Here is a 23,292-nt window from a genome sequence, read left to right as displayed (position 1 = left end):
GGGTCAGTCCCGGCGCCGGGCCTGGAGGGTGTAGGTCTGCGCCAGCCGCCAGGGCCGGTCGGCCAGGCGCCACTCGCCGTGCGCGTCGCGGACCATGTGGCCGGGCAGCGCGTCCCAGGGCGCGCTGTCGTGCTCGACCAGCATGGTGAGGTCCAGCCCGGCGTCGAGCAGGGCGGTGACGACCTCGCCGAGGCCGTGGTTCCACGAGTGCGTGACGGTGTGCTGGAAGGTCGCCTCCGTCTGCACGTACGTGCCGGGACCGTCCCACACCAGCGGCTCCGGCCGCTCGAAGTACGGGTACTCGACCGCGAGCGCGCCGTCGGGGCGGGGGTCGTCGAGGGTGCAGAGCATCGGATGCCCCTCGCGGAGGAAGAGCCGCCCGCCGGGGCGCAGCAGGTCGGCGACGACGCTGGCCCAGCGGCGGACGTCGGGCAGCCAGCACAGCGCGCCGATGCCGGTGTAGACGAGGTCGAAGCCACCCCGGCCCAGCACCGCCGCCGCGTCGTAAACGTCGGCCTCGACGAACTCGACGGCCGCGCCGGTCCGCTCGGCGAGGGCGCGGGCCTGGGCCAGGGAGGCGCCGGAGAAGTCCAGGCCGGTCATCCGGGCGCCGAGTCGGTGCAGCGACACCGTGTCGGTGCCGATGTGGCACTGCAGGTGCGCGCCGCGCAGGCCGGTGACGTCCCCCAGCCGGGGCAGGTCGAAGCGCACCACCTCGCTGAGGAACCCGGGGTCGCCCAGGAAGCGGTCCACCGCGTAGTCCGGCGACGCGGCGTGAGCGGCGGCCCGCTCATCCCAGTTGGCGCGGTTGATCGTGCGGTAGTCGGTCACCGGCAGACCCTCGCACGGGCCGGAGGTGCGGCTCAACGGAGATTCGCCTGGTAGGTTCGCTGGCCGTGACGGGGAAGACGGGGGAACGGCTCGACGGGCGCTTCGCCCGGCTCTGGGCGGCCAGCACCATGTCGGCGCTGGGCAGCGGGATGGCCACCGTGGCGGCGCCGCTGTTCGTCGCGTCGCGGACCGACGACCCGCTGACCGTCTCGGCGGCCTCCGCCGTGGCATGGCTGCCCTGGCTGCTCTTCGCCCTGCCCGGCGGCGTCCTCGTCGACCGGGTCGATCGGCGGCGGCTGATGGTGGTCATCGACTGGGTACGCGTCGCCGCCCTCGCCGTGCTGACCGCCGCGATCGTCACCGGCCGGGCAGGGGTGGCCCTGCTCTACGCCGTGCTCTTCGTGGTCAACGCCGGCGAGGTGGTGTTCCGGACCGCCGGGCAGGCGATGCTGCCGACCCTGGTGCCCCGATCGTTGCTGGAACGCGCCAACGGCTGGCTGGGCGGCGGCACCACCCTGACCCAGGGCATGATCGCCGGTCCGCTCGGCGGGCTCCTGTTCGTGCTGGCGGCGAGCATCCCGTTCGGCGTCAACGGCGCCACGTACGCGCTCAGCGCGGTGCTCATCGGCCTGGTCGGCGGGTCGTACCGGGGCGCGCCCGCGTCGGGTGGCCGCCACTCGGTCCGAGTCGAGGTGGTGGAGGGCTTCCGCTGGTTGCTGTCGCAGCGGCTGCTGCGCACCATGACGTTCCTGATCGGGCTGCTCAACCTCACCCTCACCGCGGCGATGGCGGTGCTGGTGCTGCTCGCCACCCGGCGGCTGGGCCTCGGCTCGGTCGGCTACGGCGTGCTCTTCACCTGCATGGCGGTCGGTGGGCTGCTCGGCTCGGTGGTCGGCGACCGGCTGGTCGCGCGGATCACCGCCACCTGGACCATCCGGGTCGGCCTGCTGATCGAGGCCGGTCTGCACCTGGCCCTGGCAGCCTCGCGCAGCGCGGTGGTCATCGCGGTCGCGCTGTTCGCGTTCGGGGTGCACGGCGCGCTGTGGAACATGGTGTCGAACTCGCTGCGCCAGCGGTTGACCCCGGCCGCCCTGCAGGGGCGGGTGGGCAGCACCACCCTGTTCATCGCCGCCGGCGGCAACTGCCTGGGCGCGCTGCTCGGCGGGCTGGTCGCCGCCCGGTTCGGGTTGACCGCGCCGTACTGGGTGGGATTCGTGGTCGCCGTCGCGGTGACCGCGGTGACCTGGCGGGTCTTCGACCGGTCGACGGTCGCCGCCGCGTACGCCGACCCGGCGCCCGCGCCGGACGACCGGCCGGCGACCGTCGCCTAGCGCGGTGCCGACCGAAGGAGGCCCCGACCCCGGTCAGGCGAGCGGCGGGACGGGCAGCGCGACACCCTCGGCGGCGGAGCGGTGCGCCAGCTCGATCAGCGCGACCGTGTCGACCGCGTCGGACGGGTCGACCGGCATCGGCCTGCCGTCGCACAGCGCCGCCGCGACCTGCGTGTAGAAGTCCTGGTAGCGGCCGGGTTCGGTGGGTACCGGGCGCAGGTCGCCGTCGACGCCGAGCTGGCCGTACTGCTCGGGAGGGACCTCGCCCCAGCCCGGCTTGTCCGGTCGGCCGCCGTCGCGCAGCGCCGCCTCCTGCGGGTCGAGGCCGTAGGTGGTGTAGCCGGCGCGGTCGCCGAGGACCCGCATCCGCGGCCCGAGCTGCGGGGTGACCGCGCTCATCCACAGGTGCGAGCGGACGCCGCCGGTGTGGGTCAGCGCGACGAACGCGTCGTCATCGACCTCGGCGCCGGGCCGCCGGCGGTCCACCTCCGCGTAGACCCGCTCCACCGGGCCGAAGAGCTGGACGGCCTGGTCGACCAGGTGGGCGCCGAGGTCGAACAGCGCGCCGCCGGCCTCGCCGGGTGCGGCGCTCTCCCGCCAGCCCGGCTTGATCGCCGGCCGCCAGCGTTCGAAGCGGGACTCGAAGCGGGTCACCCGCCCCAGCTCGCCGGCCTCGACGAGCCGGCGGACGGTCAGGAAGTCGCCGTCCCAGCGGCGGTTCTGGAACACGGTCAGCGGCACCCCCCGGTCGGCCGCCTCGTCGACCAGGGCGCGGCACTGCGCGGCGTCGGGGGCGAGCGGCTTGTCCACCACGACCGGCAGCCCGGCCGCCAGGGCCGCGCGGGCCATCGGGGCGTGCTGCCGGTTCGGCGCGGCCACCACCACCAGGTCGAGGGTGTCCGCGGCGGCCCACAGCTGGTCGGCGTCGTCGACGAGCCGGGCCTCGGGGTGCTCCCGGCGGGCCTGCTCCCGGCGTTCCGGGTTGGCGGTGACGATGGCGTCCAGCCGCAGCCCGGGGGTCGCGGCGATCAGTGGGGCGTGGAACACCCGCCCGGCGATCCCGTACCCCAGCAACCCCACCCGCAGCGGCGCCTGCGCCATGCCCGTCCCCCGTTCCTCGGTGATCCCCCGAATCTACGCGCCGCCCGGGGCGCGGGTCGGCGGGTCCCCCGGCGGGCGGCGGCGGAGCGTGTGGCAGCGTGGCGGGGTGGATGCATCCCCGGTCGACGTCGACCTCGCGCTGGTGGGCGGCGGCGGCGCCGCCGCCCTGGTCCTGGCCGCGCTGGACCGGCACGGGCTGACGGGGTTGCGGGTCGCCGTGGTCGACCCGGTGCACAAGCGCGGCCAGGATCGGACGTGGGCGTTCTGGGACAGCCCCGGCAACGACCTCGACCCGCTGCTCAGCGCGAGCTGGTCGCGGGTCGACGTGGTCACGCACGCCGGCCGCCGCGTCCTGTCGCTCGCCCCGCTGCGGTACGCCATGCTCCGTTCGGCCCCGGTCTACGACCGGGCTGCCGAGGCGGAGGCGCACCTGGGCGCCGTGCGGATCGGCGCGGCGGCGGGCGCCCTCGACGACGACGGTCACCGGGTGACCGTCCGCGACCCCGACGGCCGGGCGCTGGTGCGGGCCGGCTGGGTGCTTGACTCCCGGCCCCGCCCGCCGCGGCGGCCCGGGCGGACGAGTTGGTTGCAGCACTTCCGCGGTTGGTGGGTGGAGACCGACGGGCCGACGTTCGACCCGGGCCGGGCGGTGCTGATGGACTTCCGCACCCCGCAGCCCGCCCGGGGTGTCTCGTTCGGCTACGTGCTGCCGGTCAGCGACCGGTACGCCCTGGTCGAGTACACCGAGTTCTCACCCGCCCCGCTCACCGACGCCGGGTACGACGCCGCGCTGCTCGGCTACCTCGACCTGCTCGGCCTCGACCCGGCGGCGCTGCGGGTGCGGGAGGTGGAGAACGGGGTGATCCCGATGACCGACGGCCCGTTCGTCGGCCGTCCCTCGCCCCGGGTGGTCCGCCTCGGCACCGCTGGCGGCGCCACCCGGCCGTCGACCGGGTTCACCTTCTCCGCGATGCACCGCCAGGCCGAGCAGGTGGCCGCGGCCCTCGCGGCGGGCGGGCCGCCGGTGCCGCGGCCCGCGTACCCCCGCCGTCACCTGTGGATGGACGCGGTGGCGTTGCGCGCCCTGGACCGGGGGCACGTCGGCGGGGTGGAGTTCTTCGGCCGGCTCTTCGACCGCAACCCGGCCGAGCGGGTGCTGCGCTTCCTCGACGGGGCCACCTCCCCGGCGGAGGACCTGGCGGTGATGCGGTCCAGTCCGCTGCTGCCGATGACCGGCGCGGTGCTCGGCGACGCCGTCGGCCGGCTCCGCGCCCGGCTCCGCCGCGACCCGGCCCCCGTGCGGGGCACCGGGTCGCGGACGGGCGGTCAGGCCGGCCGGTAGGCGGCGATCAGCACCCTCACGAGGTGACGTCCACCAGCAGCAGCGGGGCGGTGCCGGACTCGCGGCTGCCGTAGCTGCTCGACGACGCTCCGTTGGAGGTCAGACCGACGGTGAACGTGCCGTTCCCGTTGACCAGGGGCGTGATGTCGAGGGTGACCCAGGTGCCGCTCGTCGTCCGGCCGGTGGCGGCGATCGACGTGCTGCCGATCAGGGGCGCGTTGTTCCAGCTCATCAGTGTCTCCGACCAGGTCGAGTCCGCGACCGGGCGGACCACGAAGCCGCTGGACGAGCCGGCCGCGACCCACATCTTCAGGCGCGCTCGAAGCACCATGCCGGTCTGCCCGGACACCGTGAACTTCAGGTAGGCGTTGGTGACCGGATCGGCGTCGACGCGCAGGAGCGTGGCGGTCCCGTACCTGCTCGTGGGACTGGACGCCTTGACGTAGGTGTCCGCCACCGGCGGGATCGGCGTGGCTGCCGGGGTGGTGACCGAGGCCGGCGCGCTCTGATTCGAGAAGTTTCCGGCCGCGTCGAAGGCGGAGACCGTGTACGTGTACGACGTCTCCGACAGGGCCGTGGTGTCAGCGAAGGTCGCGCCCGTGGCGGTCCCGACGGCCGTGCCGTCGCGGTACACCGTGTACCCCGTCACGCCGACGTCGTCCGCCGCGGGTGCCCAGGACAGCTCGACCCGGTTGGGCCCGGTCACCGAGGCCTGGAGGCCGGCGGGCTCCGTCGGCGGGCTGGAGTCGGCCGTGGTGACCGTCGTCGGGTTGCTCGGCCCGGAGAGGTTGCCCGCCGCGTCGACCGCCATCACCAGGTACGTGTGTGACGTGCCCGTCCCGCCGACCGCGTAGTCCCGGAACGTCTCGCCCGACGAGGTCTCCGCCAGGAGGCTCCCGTCCCGGAACACCCGGTACCGCACGACCCCGACGTTGTCGGTCGACGCGTCCCACTCGAGGCCGACCGCGCCGGGCACCACGCTGGTGACCCTGAGGTTCGGCGGGGCCGACGGTGCCAGCGTGTCGCGCACCGCGCTGACCGCGTTGGATTCCGCGCCGGTGTTCGAGGCCGCGTCGAGCGCGCGTACCGTCCAGGTGTGCGACTCGTTCGCCGGCACGTCGTGGTCGGCGTATGTCGTGGCCGTCCCGGTCGCCACCACCGCACCGTCGCGGAGCACGTCGTACCCCGTGACTCCGACGTTGTCCGTCGCCGGCGACCAGGTGAGGGTGACCGCATCCGGGGCAGGCGCGGCGACGAGCCCGGCCGGCAGGGTAGGCGCCGTGGTGTCCGGGCCGAGGCTCGTCACGGCCACCGGTGGAGTACGGGTGGATCGGTTTCCGGCCGCGTCGACGGCGTCGACCGTGTACTCGTACCGGGTGGCGCCCGCGACGGAGGTGTCGGTCCACGAGGTCGCGGTCGGGGCCAGCTCGGCCACCGCGGCGCCGTCGCGGTAGACGCGGTAACCGGTCACGCCGTAGTTGTCGGTCGCGCCGGTCCAGTCGAGACTCACCGACGGGGTCGGGTTCGTGATCGCGGTGGCGGTCAGGTCCGCGGGTGCGGTCGGAGCGAGTCCGTCCGCCCCCTTGCAGGACACGGTCGACGAGTCGACGAGGGTCGTGCCGGCGGCCCCGGCCGCGTGGTACTGCACGGCGGCGCGATTGCCGAAGAGTTCCATGCGCACCGCGCCGTAGCTCTTGTTCGTCTTGACCACCCGGGCGTCCGAGCTGGCGAAGCCCTGACTCGAGTGGCCGCCGCCGCCCGCCACGAGTTCGACTATGCCGTCGCTGGCGAGCGTGCCGCCCGCGCCCATGGGCGCCCAGCGCTGGTAGTTGTGGTCGTGCCCGGTGACGAGCAGCGTGACGTGGTGGGAGGCCATGAGGTCCCACATGGCCTGCATCCGCGGCGCCGGGTCCTCGGACCCGACCGTGAACAGCGGGTGGTGCCAGAACACAAGGGTGCACGGGCTGCGGTTGGCGGCGAGGTCCGCGGCGAGCCATTCGTACTGCGGCGTGCCCGGCGCGACCTTGTTGTAGTTGCTGGTCGAGTCGATGGCGATGAAGTGCCAACCGTTGGCGTCATAGCTGTAGTAGTGCGGGATGTTGTCCCAGAAGTGGAAGTAGCCCTCAGCCGCGGCGCCGTCGTACTCATGGTTGCCGACGATCGGAGTAGTGACGCCGCGCAGCCGACCGTAGAATTCCGTAGAGCCCCCGTACCAGTTCTTGAACTCCGTCAGGGTGCCCTCTTCGTACACGTCGCCCAAGTACAGGAACAGGTCCGGGTTCCACCCGACGAGTGCGTCGGTGACGTTGACCGCGTTGGTCTCGCCGCCGGCACCGTCGCCGACGGTGGCCACCACGAACGGTTCCTGCGGACCGCGGGCGTGGATGGGCGGCACGGACCATTGCCGCGTGTTCGGTGGGGCGGTGGCGTTGCCGTTGGCGAAGGTCGCGGTGATGACCGTCGCCGGGGTGACGTACCCGTCGCGCATTCTCGCCGAGACGCCGATCGCGTGTTCACCGTCAGCGAAGTCCGCGGTGGAGATGGTGAACTGGTGCGGCGACTGGAAGTCCGTGAGCAGGTGCTGGCCGTCCAGGGTCCACTCCGTCTTGGCGACGCCAGGACTCGTGCCGACCGTCACGTTGACGGTCGCCGTGACGAGGGTGTCGCCCACAATCGTGCTGCCGTTCGCTGGCTGGGTGAGGCAGACCAGTACGGTGTAGAGCCCGCCGGGCGCGTTCGACGTCTGGCAGGCGGGGGAGGCGCTTTCCGCGGGGCCGCTCAGGGCCAGGTTCAGCCCGGCGGCGACGAGCACGGCGACGATTGCGGACGCGGCCCTGGGGCGGGTCGCACTGCCTGGGTTCATCGGGAGTCCTCTCCCTGGTCAGCGGCTGGCAGAGGGGTAGCTGGTACCGGTGCCGACGTCCCGGATCGGGCCGACGAGGTTGCCGGTGAACACGTTGTCCGAGCCGACGACGGTCGAGTGGCACAGCGCTGAGGCGATGTTCAAGCCGTACTTCTGGGTCCTGGTGGTCTGGTCGTCGGTCGCGCGGTTGCCCCACACCCGGTTGCCGTCACAGGAGACCGCATCCGTCGAGGTGATGCGGATGCCGTCGCGGCCGGACGTGTCGTCTGAGCTGTCGGTGATGGTGTTTCCGGTGATCTCGTTGTCGTCGCCGCTGGTCACGTTGATGCCGTCCTGGCCGGCCTGGGTGATCGTGTTGGCGGTGATGACGTTGCGGTTGGCTTTCTTGTTCGGCTGGTCCGCGATGGGCGAGGACTTGTTGATCTGGATGCCGTGCCCGCCGACGTCGGTGATGAGGCAGCCGGATACCCTGTCCCCGCTGGACGCGAGCAGCTCGATCCCGTCACCGGAGACGCCGACGATGACGCAGTCCCGGATCGTGTTGCCTGTGGACGTCCAGCCCGCGTTCTTGCCGTCGAACACGATGCCTCGACCTCGCGCGGCGATCACCTTGACCCGCTCCACGAGAACGTTGTTGCCCTCGTCGAAGTCGAGCGCATCGCTGGTGGAGCGGGTCGGTCCTCCGGCCGAGACGGTCAGGTCCCGGACGGTGACCCCGAAGGCGCCGGTGAAGTTGAAGGGTTCGGTGTCGCTGGCGGTGCTGTTGTAGTTGCGGATGACCGTCTCGTCGACGCCGGCGCCGACGAACGTGATGTCGGTGACCTGCACGAGTTTGAAGTAATCGGCGCCGAGGTCGAACACACCGGCGGTGAACTGCACCGTCCCCCCTCCGCTCCCGTTGAGGTCGTGGACCGCGCTCTCCACCACGAGCTTGAGACTCCCGGCGTACGTCTGCCCGCTGGTCTGGGAGACCGCCTGGTAACTGCCGGAGCTGCGGGTGACGACGAACGGCGAGGGAGACGGTGGCGCGGGCACGAGCTGGGGCTTGTTCGGCCCCTCACGACTGGTGATCCGGACGCTGGTGTCGTCGGTGGTGGTGAGGGCGACGGTGACCGGACCGTCGCCGGTCACCATCGCCGTCACGTTCAGCGACACCCAGGTCCCCGTGGTCACCGGACCGCTGGCATCCAACGCGGCGCCCACCGCGGGTGCGTTGGCGTAGGTGAGTGTGTTCTCGGCCCAACCGTTGTCGCTGACCTCGTGCGCCTCCACACCGGCGCGAACACTCGACTCGGCGTAGAGGCGCAGCACCGCCGGCGTGCCGGGCGCGATGCCCTGGACGTCGAAGCGGAGATAGGCCACCTGCCGGGGGGAGCCGTCGGCCTTGAGGTAGGTCCTGGTGCCGAAATTGGTACCAGGATCGGCGCTGGTGACGAAGCTGTCGGCCACCGGGGTGAAGGCGGACGCGGCGTGGGCCGGTGCCGCGATGGTCAGCGTCGTCGCGACGAGCAGAGCGACCAGGGCCGCTCTGCCCACCGTCGCCCGACGGTGCGTTCCTGACATGGAATCCCTCCTGATAGAGAACTGCGGGCGTGGAACCAGCGAAGCCGCGCGCACGGCAAGCCGCGCCCTCCCCAGGAGCGGATCTTCATCAGAGGTCGGCGAAGAGGTCCTCCTTCCTCGTGTCGTACGGCCGGTCGCGAGGGGCGCCGGCCGGTGTGGAGCGCCGTCGCTGGAAGGCCACCCCGAGCGGTAACAGCACCACCGCCGCGCCGACGACCAGGAGCGCGCCCCAGGCGCTCAGCCCCCAGTGGTCGCCGTCGCCGGGCTCACTGCTGTCCACCGGCACGTCCACGTCGACGCCAACCCCGAGCAGGTCCGCCAGCACGTTGATGTCGGCCGCGCCGAAGCGCTCGCTCGGCTCGATGTGGGTGTTCTCGCTGAACTCGTTCCAGCTGATCACCCCGAGCGCGTCGGGTTGGGACAGCCGCGCGGCGGTGAAGGAGGCCCGCAGGGTGTCGCCCTCCCGGCGCGGCACCTCCCGCTTCCCGCCGACCAACCGGGCGTCGAAGCCGGGCGTCACCGGGGCGACCCACAACCCGCCCCGCTGGTGCACGGCCCGGGACATCTCCGCCAGCTTCCGCCCGCTGGCACCGGCCACCGGGTCCACGGACGACCAGTAGTAGGCCTGGCCGTCGAGGGCGCCCTCGCTCGACTCGACATCCTCGAGGCTCTTGGCGTTGCCGAGGACCAGCAGCTTCCCGCGTACGCCGGCGATTGTCTGCTGGATCTGCGCGGCGGTGAAGCGGTCGCTGCCGGTCCAGACCACCACCGGCCGGCCGAAGATGTCGAAGACCGGGTCGGTGGCGTACCGGGTCGCGAAGTACGACAGGTCCGTGCGGACGGTGTCGAACGCCAGCGGGGTACGGGAGAAGTCGAGTCCCTGGTACACGATGCCCAGCCGGAACTTCTCCTCCCGGGCCACCTCGACCAGCTTGGCCAGGCGTTCGTCGAGCTGCGGGGTGTGCTTCCACGACACCAGGAAGCCGTTGATGCCAGCGGTCTTCGCCATCCGCACGTGCCGCCGCATGATCTCGGTGTCGTCACTGGAGTAGCGCCCGAGCAGCGGATAGTCGATCTTCGCCCGGTTCCAGGACGTCGGGTTGAACCAGATGTAGTAGTAGGCGAGGACCGGGACGGGAGCCGCCGCCGACGGAGGCGGGGTGTCCCGCCGGTGGCCCACCTCGGCGTGCGCCGACGCGGGCGGCAGCAGGGTGACCGTGAGTGCGGCGAGCAGCAGCAGCAGGGCGACGCCGCTCCGCGCCGGTGCCGGCTGCCGGTCGTCGGCGGGCTGGACGTGCGGTCGGCCCGCGGCCTCGGATCTCATCCGCAACCGCCTGCGGTGCCGCGATCGGGGGCGTTCCCGTTCCCTGGTCCGGGTCATCAGGGCACCCCCGGCGTGGCGCAGCCGGCCGAGCAGATGCGGCCTGCCGAGCAGCACCAGGCCCACGGCGACGAACAGCACCGCGACCGTCACCAGGATCAGATCGGCCAGGCTGATCACGGTGAGCGACACCACCTGGTCCTTGCTGATGCTGACCGGACGTCCGAACGACACGCCGCCGCCGAAGACGGTGATCGTGTACGTGCCCCGCGGCAGGTCGGGCACCAGCGCCGTGCCGTCCCGGCCGAACGGCAGCCGCTGGACGCCGCCGTCGGCGCGGGTGAGCTCGATGCCGTCGCCGACCTGCCGGGTGAAGAACATGTCGGTCGCCGTGAACGAGACTCGGAAGAAGAGCAGCTGCACCACCCACGCCTGCTGCTCCCACGGCACGAACCGTTGTCCCGCCCGGTTCACCACCGAGGTGCCGTCGACCATCGCGCTGTCGACCACGTAGTAGAGCTGCTTGGACACCAGGCCCTGGGGGCCCTGCTGGGTGCGGCTCTCGGAGACCCAGAGCGGCCGGCCCAGCTCGGCGCCGCTCAGGTCATGGATCTCGCCGGTGTTGCTGCGCAGCCGCATCGCGGTGACCCGGTCCGCGGGCACGGTGTTGCCGAAGCGGTCGATGAAGCTCCAGGAGACCAGTCGGGCGGTACGCACACCGAGCTCGACGACCTTGCCGCGCGCGCCGGCGTCGACGTTGCCGCGGAAGCGGTCGAACACCACCTTGCGGTCGCTGCTGATCCGGGTCTCCGGCACGACGAGGCGCCTGCCCAGGTCGGTGAAGTTGCGGACGGGGACGTTGATCCGGCCCTTGGCATCGGACCTGGCCACCGTGCCGTCCACCTTCACGACCACGCCGGGCAGCGGGGGCACCGTCTGCAGGTGCAGCGTCCCCGGCTTCGCCGACGCGGGCCGCGCGTGTGCGGCGGTGGGTAGCACGACCACCGTCAGCACGGCCGCGACCAGCGACAGGAGGGCCGTCCGCGCGATCCGCCGGGTCACGTCCATCGCCGCCGTCGAAGCGCCGCGACGCCGACCAGCGCCGCCACAAGGCTGCCGGTGACGGCGTACGAGGTGTACACCGGGACCGGGTCCGGTCTGACGACGACCGGGGGCGTGCGTTCAGTGCTGAGGAAGGCCGCCGGCCGCGGTGGCCGGTCGAAATCGAAGGCGCTGAGGAACGTCTGCGCTTTGCCGTCCCGTTCGGCCAGGGGTTTCAGTCGCCAGTTGACCTCGATGAACTTCAGCACGGAGGTGAAGTCCAGGGTCGTGGAGTCGACGTGGCCGCGTCTGGCGTACGGGCTGACCAGCAGCGCCGGCACGCGGAAGCCGTATCCGTACTTGTCGACCTGCGGGGGCGGCACGTGGTCGTACCAGCCGCCCCAGTCGTCGTACGACCAGAGGAACGCCGAGGAGTCCCAGTTCGGTGAGCGCATCAGCTGCGCCAGCAGCGTCCGGACGAGGTTCTGGCCGGCCCGGATGCTGCCGGGCGGATGCTCACTGTCGCCGGCCGGGGCGATGAAGGAGACAGCGGGCAGTTGGCCCTTGGCGGCGTCCTCGTAGTACTCGTCCAGGTCCACGATCTTGCCGAACAGCCGTGGGTCGTCGACGTAGCGCGCATAGGCGAGCAGCGGCACCCAGATCACCTGTGCCCCCCGGTCGATGTCCTCCTCGCTGGTGCGGGACCGGAACGTGATCGTCGGGTCGTAGTTCTCCACGTAGAACTTCCAGCTGATCCCGGCCGCCTCCAGCCGGTCGAAGATGGTCGGGATGTCGCCCCAACCCTCCTTCGGGATGGACTCCGAGGCGCCGCTCGCGCCCGGGCCGCCCGTCACCCGGAACATGTGGTTGCGGATGCTGCCCGAATTGGACGAGCTGAAGAAGCGGTCGAAGAGCACGTACTCGTCGGCGACGTTCCAGTAGTACGGCAGGTCGCGGTCGTCGTAGTAGGCCATCGCGAGCTTTCCGTCCTTGCCCTGCGTGCTCACTCCCTCGACGAACCCGTCCATCCGGCCCTTGTCGTACTGCACCCGGAACGCCTCGGCGGTGTGGTCGAGGTCGAGGCTGCCCAGCTCGCCCAGGTGGAAGGGCTTGACGCAGGGTTCGGCCTGGCCGCGGCGCACCGGCATGCAGGTGTCCGCGGGGATCCCGTCGACCCCGGGCCGGGTGCCGAAGTAGTTGTCGAAGGTGTGGTTCTCCTGCATGAGGAAGACGAAGTGGTCGACCGGTGTGGTGGGGCTCGGCGGGGGTGCCGTCCGGGGCGCGGCGTGCGCGGCCGCGGCCGGGTTCGCCAGCGCCAGCAGGCAGGTGATCAGCAGCGCGCGGGCCAACAGGCGACCGGCGCGCGGGCGGGTGGGGTCGGTCATGGACGCACCTCGTAGATGATGACGACCGGAACGGGGACCCGGGCCCCCGTGGAGTCGGTCCCGTCGACGTACTCGGTGTGCACGACGCGCCCGTGGTAGCGGCGGATCAGGACCATCAACCGCTCGGAGAAGAACGCCGAGCGTCCGGCGGAGAACGAATCCCAGACGACGTACTGCAGGTCGTTGTGGCGTAGCCACCAGTCGGGGTTGGGCAGCGGCTCGTACGACGGGTTGCGCCGCAGCGGGTTCGGGCTGACCGAGAGGCCGTAGCTGCGCCGGTGGCCGTAGTACTGGATGATGTTGGCCATCGAGGGGCCGAGGGTGAGCACCACCGACCCGTCCGGCGTGTTCGCGGCGAGCCACCGGCCGGCCTCCCGGCCCCCCGGCACCCCGCCGGATCCGGCGAGGAAGGTCGAGTTGTCGGCCCGGTTGACCGCGTTCCAGCTCGGGACGAGCAGGCTCAGGGTCACCACCGCGAGCACCGAGATCCGCAGCGCCCGCACCGCACTGCGATCTTCGGCGTCCGGTGACCGGAAGGCCCGGCGAAGCAGCCGGGCGATGCGTTCGGGCGCCGGTAGACCGATCAGCGCCCGCGCGGCGAGCACCGCGACGGGCGCCGCTGCGGGCAGCAGGTACTGGAAACCCTTGACGGGCCACAGTTGGAAGAACACCACCGGTGCGGCGATCCACGACACCAGCAGCGTCTCCCGCCAGGAGCGGCGCCGGCGCAGCCACCACAGGCCGCCGGCGGCCGCCGCCACCACGAGAAGTCCCATCGCCACCGGCACGGTCTCGATGTAGAACCCCATCGAGTGGTTGGGGCGCCGGAACAACTGCCACACCAGATAGCTCTTGCCGGTTTGGCTGCGCCCGGCCAGCGCCTGCGAGACCGGGTGCGTCAGGAAGACCGCCACCATCGCCGCGAGGGCCAGCAGCGACATCCGTACCGGCCGACGCACCGTCGGCGTCAGCGCCAGGAACGCGTACACGCCGCCGGCCAGGACGACACTCGTCTCCTTCGTCAGCATCGTCAGGCCCAGCATGGCGCCCGCGGCGACGTACCAGAGCATCCGCTGGCCTTGGACGAACCGGACCAGGCAGTACAGCGTGAGCGTCGCGAACAGCACCATCGGGCCGTCGAGGAGGACCTGGCGGGTGACGACCACGTGGTACGGCATGACGGCGACGAGCAGCGCCGCGACCAGCCCGACGCGCCGGCCGTAGAGCCGGGCACCCAGCAGGTGGACGGCCAGCACGGTCGCCACGCCCAGCATGGCCACCACCACCCGCCCGGCGACGTCGACCTCGCCGGTGCGGAAGAACGGCGACAGCAGGGTCTGGAAGAGCATCGGATGGGCGCGGAAGACCGGGAAGAACGGCGAGTAGTTCGGATTTCCGGCGAGCGAGGCGGCCTGCCCGGCGTAGACGGCCTCGTCGCTGTTGAAGCCGAGGGCGTCCAACTGCCACACCCGTAGGAACAGCGCCAGCGCCGCGACCGCGACGAGGGCGGCGGGCGCCGCCCACCGGCGCCACCCGCGTTCCTGGCCGGCGCCCCCGGGGCGCGACGCCGGCTCGGGCGCCGGCTGGTCGACCGGGTGGAGCACGACCGTCGAACGGTCGTGCTCCACCTCCTCGACCGAGGATCGGCTCACACTCACGCACGCGCTCCGCTCGGGGCCAGCGCCCCACTCCACCGAGGCCACGTCGGGAGAATCACCTGCTGCTCGGTGGGCAGGTCCCCGCGGTCCTCCCGCAGCAGGCGCGGGATCTCGTCCGCCCAGCCGAACCGGTCCGAGGCCACCACCCGGCTGCGGACCTGGGACAGGAAGCCGGTGAGGATCTCCCGCTCCCGCTGGCGCAGTTGCGCGTACCCCTGCCCGCCGATGGTGATCGCGGGCGCCAGGTATCGGAACGGCGGGAACCCGTACGCGTCGTCGGTGTTCTGGATCATCCGCTCCAACGTCTCGTCGTGGCCGAGGTCGCTGATCCGGGGCGTGCCGCGCTCGATGATGAACAGCTCCTCCACCCGGGTGCTGGTGCCGATGCGGCAGGGGACAAGCCGGTCGACGCTGTACTTCGGCGGCGGGACGAGCCGCTGGGTGATGGCGTTGATGCCCATGATCGGCAGGTTGAACCGGCTCAGGGTCAGGGCCAGCGATCGGCCACCCTTGGAGTGCAGCCGGCTCTGGAACTGCAGCCGACGCCACTCGGCCGGGGTCAGGTCCTGGGCCTGCACCGCGCGCAGGGTGTGCGCGCTGATGGTCAGCGGCTTGGGGAAGCACATCGCGACGCCGTCCGGGCTGACCAGTGTCATGTCGTCGGAGAGGAAGAGCCCGCCGTGGTCGCGCAGCAGGCGCAGCACGGTGGCCGTCTTGCCCGTGTCGGTGAGGGCGGAGAGCATCACCCCGACGCCGTTCAGGCTGACGCACGCCGAGTGCAGCAGCATGTGGCCCCGCGACACCAGCACGAACCGCAGCAGCGCTTCGATGATGTTGGTGTAGACCACGTGCGGTGAGCGGGCGAGCAGCGGCCCGACCTGGATGTCGATCGGGGAGCCGAGTTGGATCCGGAAGTTCGCGCCCAGCCGGCCGAGGTGCTCCTCGTACCGCAGGACGGACTGGTTGGCGTACTCGGTCATGGCGGCCCGGCGCCGCGGCCCACGGCCGCCCACGTCGCTGACCCGTACCGCGATGTCGACGTCCGAGTCGGCGACCCACTGGGCGCGGAAGAACTCCAGTTCCGGCAGCATGATCTGGGACCCGATGGTGACCACCCCGGCCACGTCGTACCGGTACTTGAGGTACTGGTACCGCTTGCGGGAGGGGGCGGCGGCGGCCTCCGGGGCCCGCAGGTTGACCAGCATGCGTACGGGATCCCGCCGGCCGGTGCTGCCGGAGGTGTAGATGACCCGGTCGTTGATCAGGAAGCGGACCAGGAACAGTGCGACCAGCGTCAGCGCGTTCGCGGTCAGGATGCCCACGCCTGCCCAGACCAGGGCCTGCAGCGCCGGCAGCCGCAACAGCAGCAGCAGATTGTTCAGCAGGAAGAACCGACCCGACCGGCCGGCCAGGGAGCCGTGTCGGTTACGCCGGTAGACGAGGGTGTCCACGAGGACGAAGTTCCAGGCCGTCGAGAGCTGGGTCGCCAGCGCGGCGCCCAGCAGGTGGTGCAGGTTGGCGGGCTCGTAGAAGAACCACAGGGCGGCGGTGTTGACCACCATCCCGGACAGTCCGACCAGTCCGAAGGTGATCATTCTGCCGAGCTCCCGCAGCCGGTCCGGGGCGGCGGCCGGGCCCTCGCGCATCTGGCCGACCAGCCGCTGGCTGCGCAGCCGCCACAGGTGCCGCAGGAAGGTCAGCCCCTCCCGCAGCGATGCCTTGGACCGACCGGCGTGCCGGGGAGCCATCTCGTAGGCGACCTCCGCGACCCGCGCGCCGGGGTGGCGGACGAGCAGCTCCAGCAGGACCTTGAAGCCGATCGGGTTCACCCGGTCCAGGTCGACGGCCGCCCGGCGGAACGCGAACAGGCCGCTCATCGGATCCGTGATGGTGGTCAGGCGACGGGGAAAGAGGCTCTTCGCCAACCGGGTCGCCCACGACGAGGTGACCTCGCGGGTGGCACCGGCGAGCCCCTCGTTGGAGCCCTCCCCGGCGTAGCGGGTGCCGACCACCACGTCCACGTCGTGCCGCATTGCGATGGCCGCCAGGCTGCCGGCCGACTCCGGCGGATGCTGGAGGTCCGCGTCCATCACCAGGACCCACTCGCCGCGGGCGTGCCGCGCGCCGAGCACCACCGCGCCGCCCAGCCCGCCGGCGCGCCTGCCGGGCGGCCGGTGCAGCACACGTACGGCGACCGGGGCGTCGGCCGCGTGCCGGGCGAGGACCTGCACCGTGTCGTCGTCGCTGTCATCCACGATGATAATCTCCGCGCGCAGCGGCGCGAGGGCCGGGCCCAGTCTGGACAGCAGCGCGGGAATGTTCTCCGCCTCGTTGCGGGTCGGCACGATGACGCTCAAGCGGATCTGACGGTCCGATGCGGGCCGGTGCAGATAGGTCGGTTCGAGGTCCGAGTCGCGTCCGTGCTGGCGTCGCCGGGGTTCGCCGCCCGGATTCCCGGGCTCTTCGTCGTCCCTGTCAATCGAACGTGTCTGTGCAACCTCGGTCATTCGACCCTCCATCAGTTGCGCTTCCGGGCAGTAACGAGCCGCCGGATATCCGGCTCAGGAACAGCGAAAGAAGCCTGCCGTACGGGAAATGTGCCCCGGGGTCGAACTGGTTCGGCCTCGGGGCGATGGGAAATGACGGGGTGGCCGCGGGTTCGTCAGAGATTACGAAAGGTAAACACGACGTGTCTAACACTCAACGAGTCGTGAACGCGACAGCGACTCAGCGGAGAACTCAGCCGTTCGGCCACCATGCCCAACCTGGGCCGAGTGCGGATCGGCCAGCGTCTGGTTGCGCTGGGTGATCGCTGGGCGGCGACACGGGGAATTTCCCGCTGATCGTCGGGAGTGGGCGGACGCCTTTTGCTGCAACGGGGTAGGGCATCGGCGCGGCCGGATCAACGGATCGAGGTGGCGCCATCGACGCTCACTGACCGCGACGGCGGGCATTTTTTTCAAACGGGCGCGGGTGGCCGTTCGGCTGAACACCCACCTCCGGAAAGCGCCATCGCCGTCGACGGGTAATCCGAACAGACGCACCGAATGATGTAGTGCGACGACCGTTCTACCGCGGACTCCGATGCCCGAGCGGACCAATGAGGACAGGGCTGCTCGGCGCGGCCCGGTATCCAATCGGTGGGGCGAACACCTCGACCGGTTTGTTCGACCCGAACGTGTCGCCGCCGAGTGGATCCAGCGGATCGCAGGACGAATCATCCGCAGGGAGCGCCGCACCCGCCACAGCGGAGGAGGTCGGGCACCCTCGGCAGCCGCCGGCGCGGCCCGGGCCGCTCAGGCCGATCCGGCGACCACCGCGTCACGGATGAGCCTCCGCAGGCCCTCCATCGGGTCGCCGTCGCCCGCGCCGAGCCGGTTGCGTACCGCGGCCACCGTCAGCCCCAGCTCCGGGTACGCGAACGCGAGGCTGCCGCCGCTGCCCGCGGTGCCGAACGAACCGTCGGCCTCGACCGCGTAGCCCAGCCCGAAGGCCGTCTCCTGCCCGAACACCCATTCGGTGCCGCGCACCGCCACCGTGGACACCTCGCGCAGCCGCTCGGGCGAGATCAGCCGTGCGCCGTCGACCGGGCCGAGCAGCGCCGCGTACATCCGGGCCACCGCCCGCGCGGTCATCGTGCCGACGGCCGGCACGTCGGCGCGCAGCACGTCGGGGTTGCCGCCGATCGTCGCGTCGGGCCGGACGGCGGGCGGGGCCACCGCGTCGAAGTTCGGCAGATTCGCGCCGGCGTACTCCATCAGCGCGGCCAGTCCGGCGTCCTCCAAGCGGGCCAGCCGGCCGAGGTCCGCCTCGGGAACCCCGAGGAAGAGTTCCCCGGTAACGCCGAGCGGCGCAGCCACCTCCTCGGCGAGCACCTGGGAGATCCGTCGGCCGGTGACCCGCCGGACCACCTCTCCGACGAGCCAGCCGAACGTCCACGCGTGGTATGCGATCCGCTCGCCCGGCGCCCAGCGCGGCTCGGCGGCGGCGACCAGGGCGCACATCCGCTCCCAGTCGGTGAAGTCCGCGGGGGTGATGTCGGCGGGCAGCGCCGGCACGCCCGCCGTGTGGGTGAGGGCGTGGCGCAGGGTGATCGCGTCCTTGCCGTGCTGGGCGAACTCCGGCCACACCTCGGCGATGCGCAGGTCGTAGTCGAGCTGCCCGCGCTCGGCCAGCACGTGCACCACGGTGGCGGTGAGGCCCTTGCCGGTGGAGACGGCGTGCACCGGGGTGTCCGCGGTCAGCGGCCGGCCGGTCGTCGGGTCGGCGGGGCCGGCCTGTTCCTCGACGATCGGCTCACCGTCGAGGTAGGCCGCGACCTGCACCCCGGCCTCCCGGCCGGAGGAGACCAGCTCGTCGATCGTCCTGCGCACCTCAGCCCGCAGGCCGTCCCAACGTCCGTCCATGGTGAGCCAGCCTGCCAGAGCGGCGCGCGCCGGTCGCGGGGATTTCAGCCGGTCAGCAGCCGGGCCCGCAGCGCGGCGACCAGCGCGGCGGCGAGGGCCAGGTGCCTGATCATGGCCGCACGCCGGCGGCCGTACGCGGGTCGGGTAATCCCGCCGGCCGGCGTACCCGGTAGGTTGCCGGCATGGTGGAGGCGGCGGGCGGCGGGGTCGTGGAGATCTGGACCGACGGGGCGTGCAGCGGCAATCCCGGCCCGGGCGGCTGGGGCGCGCTGCTGCGCTGGCGCGAGCACGAGCGGGAGCTGTGCGGCGGTGAGGCGACGCCGACCACCAACAACCGGATGGAGCTGACCGGGGCGATCCGGGCGCTGGAGAGCCTGACCCGGCCGGTCACCGTCCGGCTGCACACCGACAGCACGTACGTCCGCAACGGCATCACCGGCTGGCTCGCCGGCTGGAAGCGCAACGGCTGGCTGACGGCGGCGAAGCAGCCGGTGAAGAACGCCGACCTGTGGCAGCGGCTGGAGGCCGCCTGCGCCCGGCACGACGTGACCTGGCTCTGGGTGAAGGGCCACAACGGCCACCCGGAGAACGAGCGGGCCGACGCGCTGGCCAACCGGGGCATGACCGAGGCCCGTGCGGACGTGGCCGGCGTCCGGTGAGGCGACGGGCTGTGTCGAACCCGGTCGGTTCGCCGAGCCGCCGCCCGGGCTGGACGGGCGGGTCCGGCAGGCGGCCGACCGCTGCCCGTCCGGCGCGATCAGCCTCGGTTGACGGCGCCGGCCGGTCACTCCTCGACCGGGGGCTCGCCAGTGCCCGAGACGGCGTCGACGTCGTACCCGGCCCGGCTGGTCTCCCGGGCCGGTGTCGCCTCCTCGGCCGGCAGGTCGGCGAAGTCGTCGCCGGTGTCGTCGGTGGTGTGCAGGGACTCGCCCGGCGGCCGCAGCGACGCCTCGTACGCGGTCGTGCCGTCGGGCTCGTCGGTGTCCGCCCGGCCGAAGGTGTGTCCACTCGTCATGTCGTCCTCCTGCCCGCGTCCCGGGACGGCAAACGTCGTCCGCCCGGGCCCGGTCAGCGGGGCGCGTCGGGGTGCCCCGGCATGCCCGAGCCGCCCGAGCTGCTGCCCGAGGCGCCACCGGCCACCCCGGAGCCGTCGTCCTCGGTGACCAGGTCCGGCTTCGGCGCGCCGTCGTCCGGCGCCGGGACGTCGGTGTCCGCCCCCACCTGGACCAACCGGGCCTGACCGGCCTCGTCCTCGGCGTGCGCCGGATCGACCGGTTGCTTTCCCTGCCGGGTCCGATATCCCACGGTCGCCTCCCTGGTGCCGCCGGCCGCCGACGCCGTGCTGGCGGCGGCAGTTCGGGCTACCCGACGGCATCGCGGCGAAACGTCACCACCCGCGGCGGTAACGGGGTCAGCGCCGCCGGCGGGCGTCCGGGCGTCCGGTCCGGGGACGGGTCGGCGTGACCGTGAGCGACCAGTGCGCGGGGCGGCGCAGCGCGGCGGGCAGGGTGGTGCGGTGATCGCCGCGGGCGGCGTCGAGCTGGGACTGGTGCAGGAAGAGGCAGCGGCTCAGGTCGGCCCCGCGCAGGTCGGCCCCGCGCAGGTCCGCGCCGGTCAGGTCGGCCGCGCCGAGGTCCACGCCGCGCAGGTCGGCGCCGATCAGGCAGGCGCCACGCAGGTTCGCCCCGGCCAGGTCCGCCCGGCGCAGGTCCACCCCGATCAGCACCGCCCCGCGCCGGTCCGCGCCCGGCTGACCGGCCCGGGCCCGCTCGCCGGCCTGGGAGAGCAGCGCGTTGACCCGCCCCCGGTGGGCGTCGACGTCGAGGGCGAGCAGCTCCTCCGGGGTGCCGTCGGTGAGCCGCCCGGTCTCCTCCAGCGCCCGGGTGAGGTCGTCGCGCAGCGGACCGGGCGGGGTCAGGGCGAGCGCCTCGGTCAGGTACCAGAGCAGTTCGTGCAGCGGCCGCATCACCGCGAAGGTGTCGAACATCCGGCGCGCGGTCGCCGGGTCCGCGCGCCAGTCCCGCCCGCCGAAGGTGACCTGGGCGACCTGCTGGCCGGCGCCGAAGCAGTCGAAGACGGTGCAGCCGGGGAAGCCGCGCTGGCGCAGGTCGCGGTGAATGCCGCAGCGGGAGTCCGCGCCCAGGTTCGGGCAGGGCTGCCCGGCGGGCTTGTCGAGGGCGAAGTCGGCGGAGGCGGAGAAGGCGGGCGCGACGCAGCAGATGCCGAAGCAGCGGGTGCAGTCGGCGCGCAGCTCCCGCCCGCCGACGGTCGCCGGCGACTGCTGTTCTGTCGTGTCCGACACGCTGAACCGGCCTCCCGCCGCTCGGAGTCGCTGAGGGTGCCCGCGGCGAGGTGGCCGCGACCGGACCCATTCTCCGCCCACCCGCCGGTGGCCGTCCCGGCGGCCCGGGCCCGCCGGCTGGTCGTCGCGCCCGTTCGGTCACGCCGGTACCCCTGAGCTTCGTATCGTGACCGTAACCGGCACGAAAGGCGGCGGGATGGACGAACAGGCACGGGAACAGACGCTGCTCACCGCCCTGACGACCGAGCACTTCGTGCTGCAGACCTCCCGGGGCGCCACGATCGCCGAGTCGGTCGGCCGGGCCACGGTGTTCCTCACCATGCTCTCCGCCGCGCTGATCGGGTTGGGCTTCGTCTCGACCAGCGGGCAGTTGCTCAAGCCGTACCTCGGTGCGGTGGTGCCGACCCTGGTGATCACCGGCCTGTTCACCTTCGGCCGGCTGGTCCAGAACATGGTGGAGAACGCGCTGGACCTCCAGCGCATCCAGCGCATCCGCGCCTACTACCACCGGCAGTTCGCCGGCGAGCACGAATTCTTCGCCGACGCGGTCGGCGGCGGCGACCCACGGCGCGCCGCCTGGGCGGCGGTCGGCAGCCGCCCGGGCCACTGGCAGTTGCTGCTCACCACGGCGGCGATGGTCGGGGCGGTCAACGCCCTGCTGGTCGGGCTGGGCGCCACGCTGCTGACCGGCCTGGCGGGCGGCAGCCCGACGGTGAGCATCGCGGTCGGGGTGGTGGTGGCGCTGGTGGCCTTCGCCGCGCAGGTCGCGTACATCGAGCGGGCCTCCATCTCGCTGGCCAGATGAGCGCCGCACGCCGGCGGCGCCCGCGCGGGCGCGGGCGCCGCGCACCGGTCAGAAGTCGAACAGCGCGCCGGTGCCGCGTCGCAGTGCGCAGCGGTTGTCGAAGGTCCGGGTGTACGACACCGGCCGGTCCTGCCAGAGGCCGACGGCGCGCACGGTGAGCGGGGCGTGCTCCAGGCTGCACGGCCCCGGGTCCACGTCCAGGGCGGCGAGGTCGCCGTTGACGCGCGCCACGAGCCGGCAGGCCGTCGCCGGGTCAGGCTGCAGGCCACCGGCCGGGCCGCAGATCAGCACGGTGGCGTGCGGGCCGGCGGTCGCCGGGTCGACGGTGAGCAGCAGCACCGAGGGCGTCTCGGGGCCGGGGCGGGGCGCCGCCTCGGCCGCCCGGGGGTGCGGGGCGGCCACGGCGGCGAGCCCGCCGAGGGCCGCGGCCAGGGCAAGCGCGGCGGTGCGTCGGGCGAAGGGCATGGTGCCGCCCTTCCGTTGGGGCCCCGGGTGGGGGCCGGCTGCGGCCCGACCGTCGTGCGGCCGGGCCGTGCCGAACCCTAAGTGGACGGTGTGAACGCGAAACGTCACGAAGTGTTTCGTCGCCCGGGGCGCCCCGACGGACGGCGTCAGTCGCGCCGCAGGCCATTCCGCGACATTGTCCGAACGGCTGACAACCGGAACGCGGGGTCACCTGGAGCGTTTTTCCACCATGGCCGATAGGATGACAACCGAATTCCGTCGTTATTGCGCGGCGTCATTGGCGAAACCGGATCGTTGTCACTCATTGACAACCGATCCCGTCGTTACCGGAACGATTCAATCGGCCGTGGATAATCGGTTTACGGTCGGCGGAAAGGACGTATTCGCCGCCGCCGAGGGGGCCCGTCATGAGCGACCTGTCCCACCCGCCGTCGTTGTCCGCCGCCGGTGACCCGGCCGTCGTCGACCCCGCCGTCACGGTCAACTCGCCGGCGGATCCGCCGCCGTCGACCGAGCGCCGGGAGATCACCGGCCGGTCCCCCAACCAGCTTGCCTGGCTGCGGCTCAAGCGGGACTCCACCGCCGCGTCAGTGCTCTGACCCTGCTCGTCGCGGCGGTCGTCGCGCTCAGCGCGCCGCTGCTCGGCTGGCTCACCGGAATTGATCCGACGGACAAGTTCGTCGATCGCCTCAACGATTTCGGAATGCCGGTCGGCTATGCCGGTGGTATCGGTGCCGACCACTGGCTCGGGCTCGAACCGGGCAGCGGCCGGGACATCCTGCTCCAGTTGGTGTACGGGCTGCGTACGTCATTGTTCATCGCCCTCGCCTCGGCCCTGTTGGCCTCGTTCATCGGGGTGACGGTGGGCGTGCTGGCCA

General features: G+C 72.5%; 18 protein-coding genes. 4 read left to right on the top strand and 14 right to left on the bottom strand.

Annotation, left to right across the window (positions count from 1 at the left end; genetic code table 11):
* Nucleotides 1-3: 3 nt before the first annotated feature.
* Nucleotides 4-831, bottom strand: coding sequence for a class I SAM-dependent methyltransferase (locus tag OG799_RS10545; protein WP_406044842.1), 828 nt, complete (start codon nt 829-831; stop codon nt 4-6).
* A gap of 65 nt (nt 832-896) precedes the next feature.
* Here OG799_RS10545 and OG799_RS10540 point away from each other — a divergent pair, with 65 nt between their 5' ends.
* Nucleotides 897-2,162, top strand: a complete 1,266-nt coding sequence (locus OG799_RS10540) for an MFS transporter (protein ID WP_406044841.1) — start codon at nt 897-899, stop codon at nt 2,160-2,162.
* Between the two features lie 33 nt (nt 2,163-2,195).
* Here OG799_RS10540 and OG799_RS10535 read toward each other — a convergent pair whose 3' ends face one another.
* Complete coding sequence (locus OG799_RS10535) at nt 2,196-3,263, bottom strand: Gfo/Idh/MocA family oxidoreductase (RefSeq protein WP_406044840.1); 1,068 nt, start codon at nt 3,261-3,263, stop codon at nt 2,196-2,198.
* Nucleotides 3,264-3,351: 88 nt separating this feature from the next.
* Between OG799_RS10535 and OG799_RS10530 the strand changes: the two genes are divergently transcribed.
* Nucleotides 3,352-4,605: a lycopene cyclase family protein gene (locus tag OG799_RS10530; protein ID WP_406046258.1), complete on the top strand. Its 1,254-nt coding sequence runs from the start codon at nt 3,352-3,354 to the stop codon at nt 4,603-4,605.
* A gap of 16 nt (nt 4,606-4,621) precedes the next feature.
* Here the strand turns inward: OG799_RS10530 and OG799_RS10525 are convergent, their stop codons facing one another.
* The 7 genes from OG799_RS10525 to OG799_RS10495 form a co-directional block, all read right to left on the bottom strand.
* A complete protein-coding gene (locus tag OG799_RS10525; protein WP_406044839.1) occupies nt 4,622-7,468 on the bottom strand; it encodes a DNRLRE domain-containing protein in 2,847 nt (948 codons plus the stop codon).
* Nucleotides 7,469-7,486: 18 nt separating this feature from the next.
* A complete protein-coding gene (locus tag OG799_RS10520; protein ID WP_406044838.1) occupies nt 7,487-9,031 on the bottom strand; it encodes a DNRLRE domain-containing protein in 1,545 nt (514 codons plus the stop codon).
* A gap of 88 nt (nt 9,032-9,119) precedes the next feature.
* Nucleotides 9,120-11,420, bottom strand: a complete 2,301-nt coding sequence (locus OG799_RS10515; protein WP_406044837.1) for a hypothetical protein — start codon at nt 11,418-11,420, stop codon at nt 9,120-9,122.
* A complete protein-coding gene (locus OG799_RS10510; RefSeq protein ID WP_406044836.1) occupies nt 11,411-12,778 on the bottom strand; it encodes an alkaline phosphatase family protein in 1,368 nt (455 codons plus the stop codon). Before OG799_RS10510 ends, OG799_RS10515 begins: the two co-directional genes overlap by 10 nt.
* The gene (locus tag OG799_RS10505; protein WP_406044835.1) at nt 12,775-14,436 is read right to left on the bottom strand and encodes a glycosyltransferase family 39 protein; all 1,662 of its coding nucleotides are present in this window, start codon (nt 14,434-14,436) and stop codon (nt 12,775-12,777) included. The genes OG799_RS10510 and OG799_RS10505 overlap by 4 nt, the downstream gene beginning before the upstream one ends.
* Nucleotides 14,433-16,793 carry a glycosyltransferase gene (locus OG799_RS10500; RefSeq protein WP_406044834.1) on the bottom strand — a complete coding sequence of 787 codons (2,361 nt, stop codon included), beginning with the start codon at nt 16,791-16,793 and terminating at the stop codon, nt 14,433-14,435. The genes OG799_RS10505 and OG799_RS10500 overlap by 4 nt, the downstream gene beginning before the upstream one ends.
* A gap of 939 nt (nt 16,794-17,732) precedes the next feature.
* Nucleotides 17,733-18,842, bottom strand: a complete 1,110-nt coding sequence (locus tag OG799_RS10495; RefSeq protein WP_406044833.1) for a serine hydrolase domain-containing protein — start codon at nt 18,840-18,842, stop codon at nt 17,733-17,735.
* Between the two features lie 182 nt (nt 18,843-19,024).
* On the opposite strand from OG799_RS10495, the gene rnhA reads away from it, so the two are divergent.
* Nucleotides 19,025-19,501: a ribonuclease HI gene (gene rnhA, locus OG799_RS10490; RefSeq protein WP_406044832.1), complete on the top strand. Its 477-nt coding sequence runs from the start codon at nt 19,025-19,027 to the stop codon at nt 19,499-19,501.
* 125 nt (nt 19,502-19,626) lie between these two features.
* On the opposite strand, the gene OG799_RS10485 is transcribed toward rnhA, so the two are convergent.
* The 3 genes from OG799_RS10485 to OG799_RS10475 all read right to left on the bottom strand — a co-directional run bounded on the left by OG799_RS10485 (nt 19,627) and on the right by OG799_RS10475 (nt 21,144).
* A complete protein-coding gene (locus OG799_RS10485; protein ID WP_406044831.1) occupies nt 19,627-19,857 on the bottom strand; it encodes a hypothetical protein in 231 nt (76 codons plus the stop codon).
* A 53-nt stretch (nt 19,858-19,910) separates the two neighbouring features.
* Nucleotides 19,911-20,147 (bottom strand): preprotein translocase YidC, encoded by a 237-nt coding sequence (locus tag OG799_RS10480; RefSeq protein WP_406044830.1) that lies wholly within the window; start codon nt 20,145-20,147, stop codon nt 19,911-19,913.
* Nucleotides 20,148-20,253: 106 nt separating this feature from the next.
* Nucleotides 20,254-21,144 (bottom strand): pentapeptide repeat-containing protein, encoded by an 891-nt coding sequence (locus OG799_RS10475; protein WP_406044829.1) that lies wholly within the window; start codon nt 21,142-21,144, stop codon nt 20,254-20,256.
* 196 nt (nt 21,145-21,340) lie between these two features.
* On the opposite strand from OG799_RS10475, the gene OG799_RS10470 reads away from it, so the two are divergent.
* Nucleotides 21,341-21,949 carry a hypothetical protein gene (locus tag OG799_RS10470; protein ID WP_406044828.1) on the top strand — a complete coding sequence of 203 codons (609 nt, stop codon included), beginning with the start codon at nt 21,341-21,343 and terminating at the stop codon, nt 21,947-21,949.
* 48 nt (nt 21,950-21,997) lie between these two features.
* Here OG799_RS10470 and OG799_RS10465 read toward each other — a convergent pair whose 3' ends face one another.
* Together OG799_RS10465 and OG799_RS10460 are read right to left on the bottom strand one after the other, a co-directional pair.
* Entirely contained in the window at nt 21,998-22,414 is a 417-nt protein-coding gene (locus OG799_RS10465) for an SSI family serine proteinase inhibitor (RefSeq protein ID WP_406044827.1), read from the bottom strand.
* 301 nt (nt 22,415-22,715) lie between these two features.
* Complete coding sequence (locus OG799_RS10460) at nt 22,716-23,156, bottom strand: hypothetical protein (RefSeq protein WP_406044826.1); 441 nt, start codon at nt 23,154-23,156, stop codon at nt 22,716-22,718.
* Nucleotides 23,157-23,292 lie beyond the last annotated feature (136 nt).

Source organism: Micromonospora sp. NBC_00898, assembly GCF_045207895.1.
Lineage (GTDB): Bacteria > Actinomycetota > Actinomycetes > Mycobacteriales > Micromonosporaceae > Micromonospora.
This window is presented reverse-complemented; position numbering and strand designations above follow the sequence as displayed.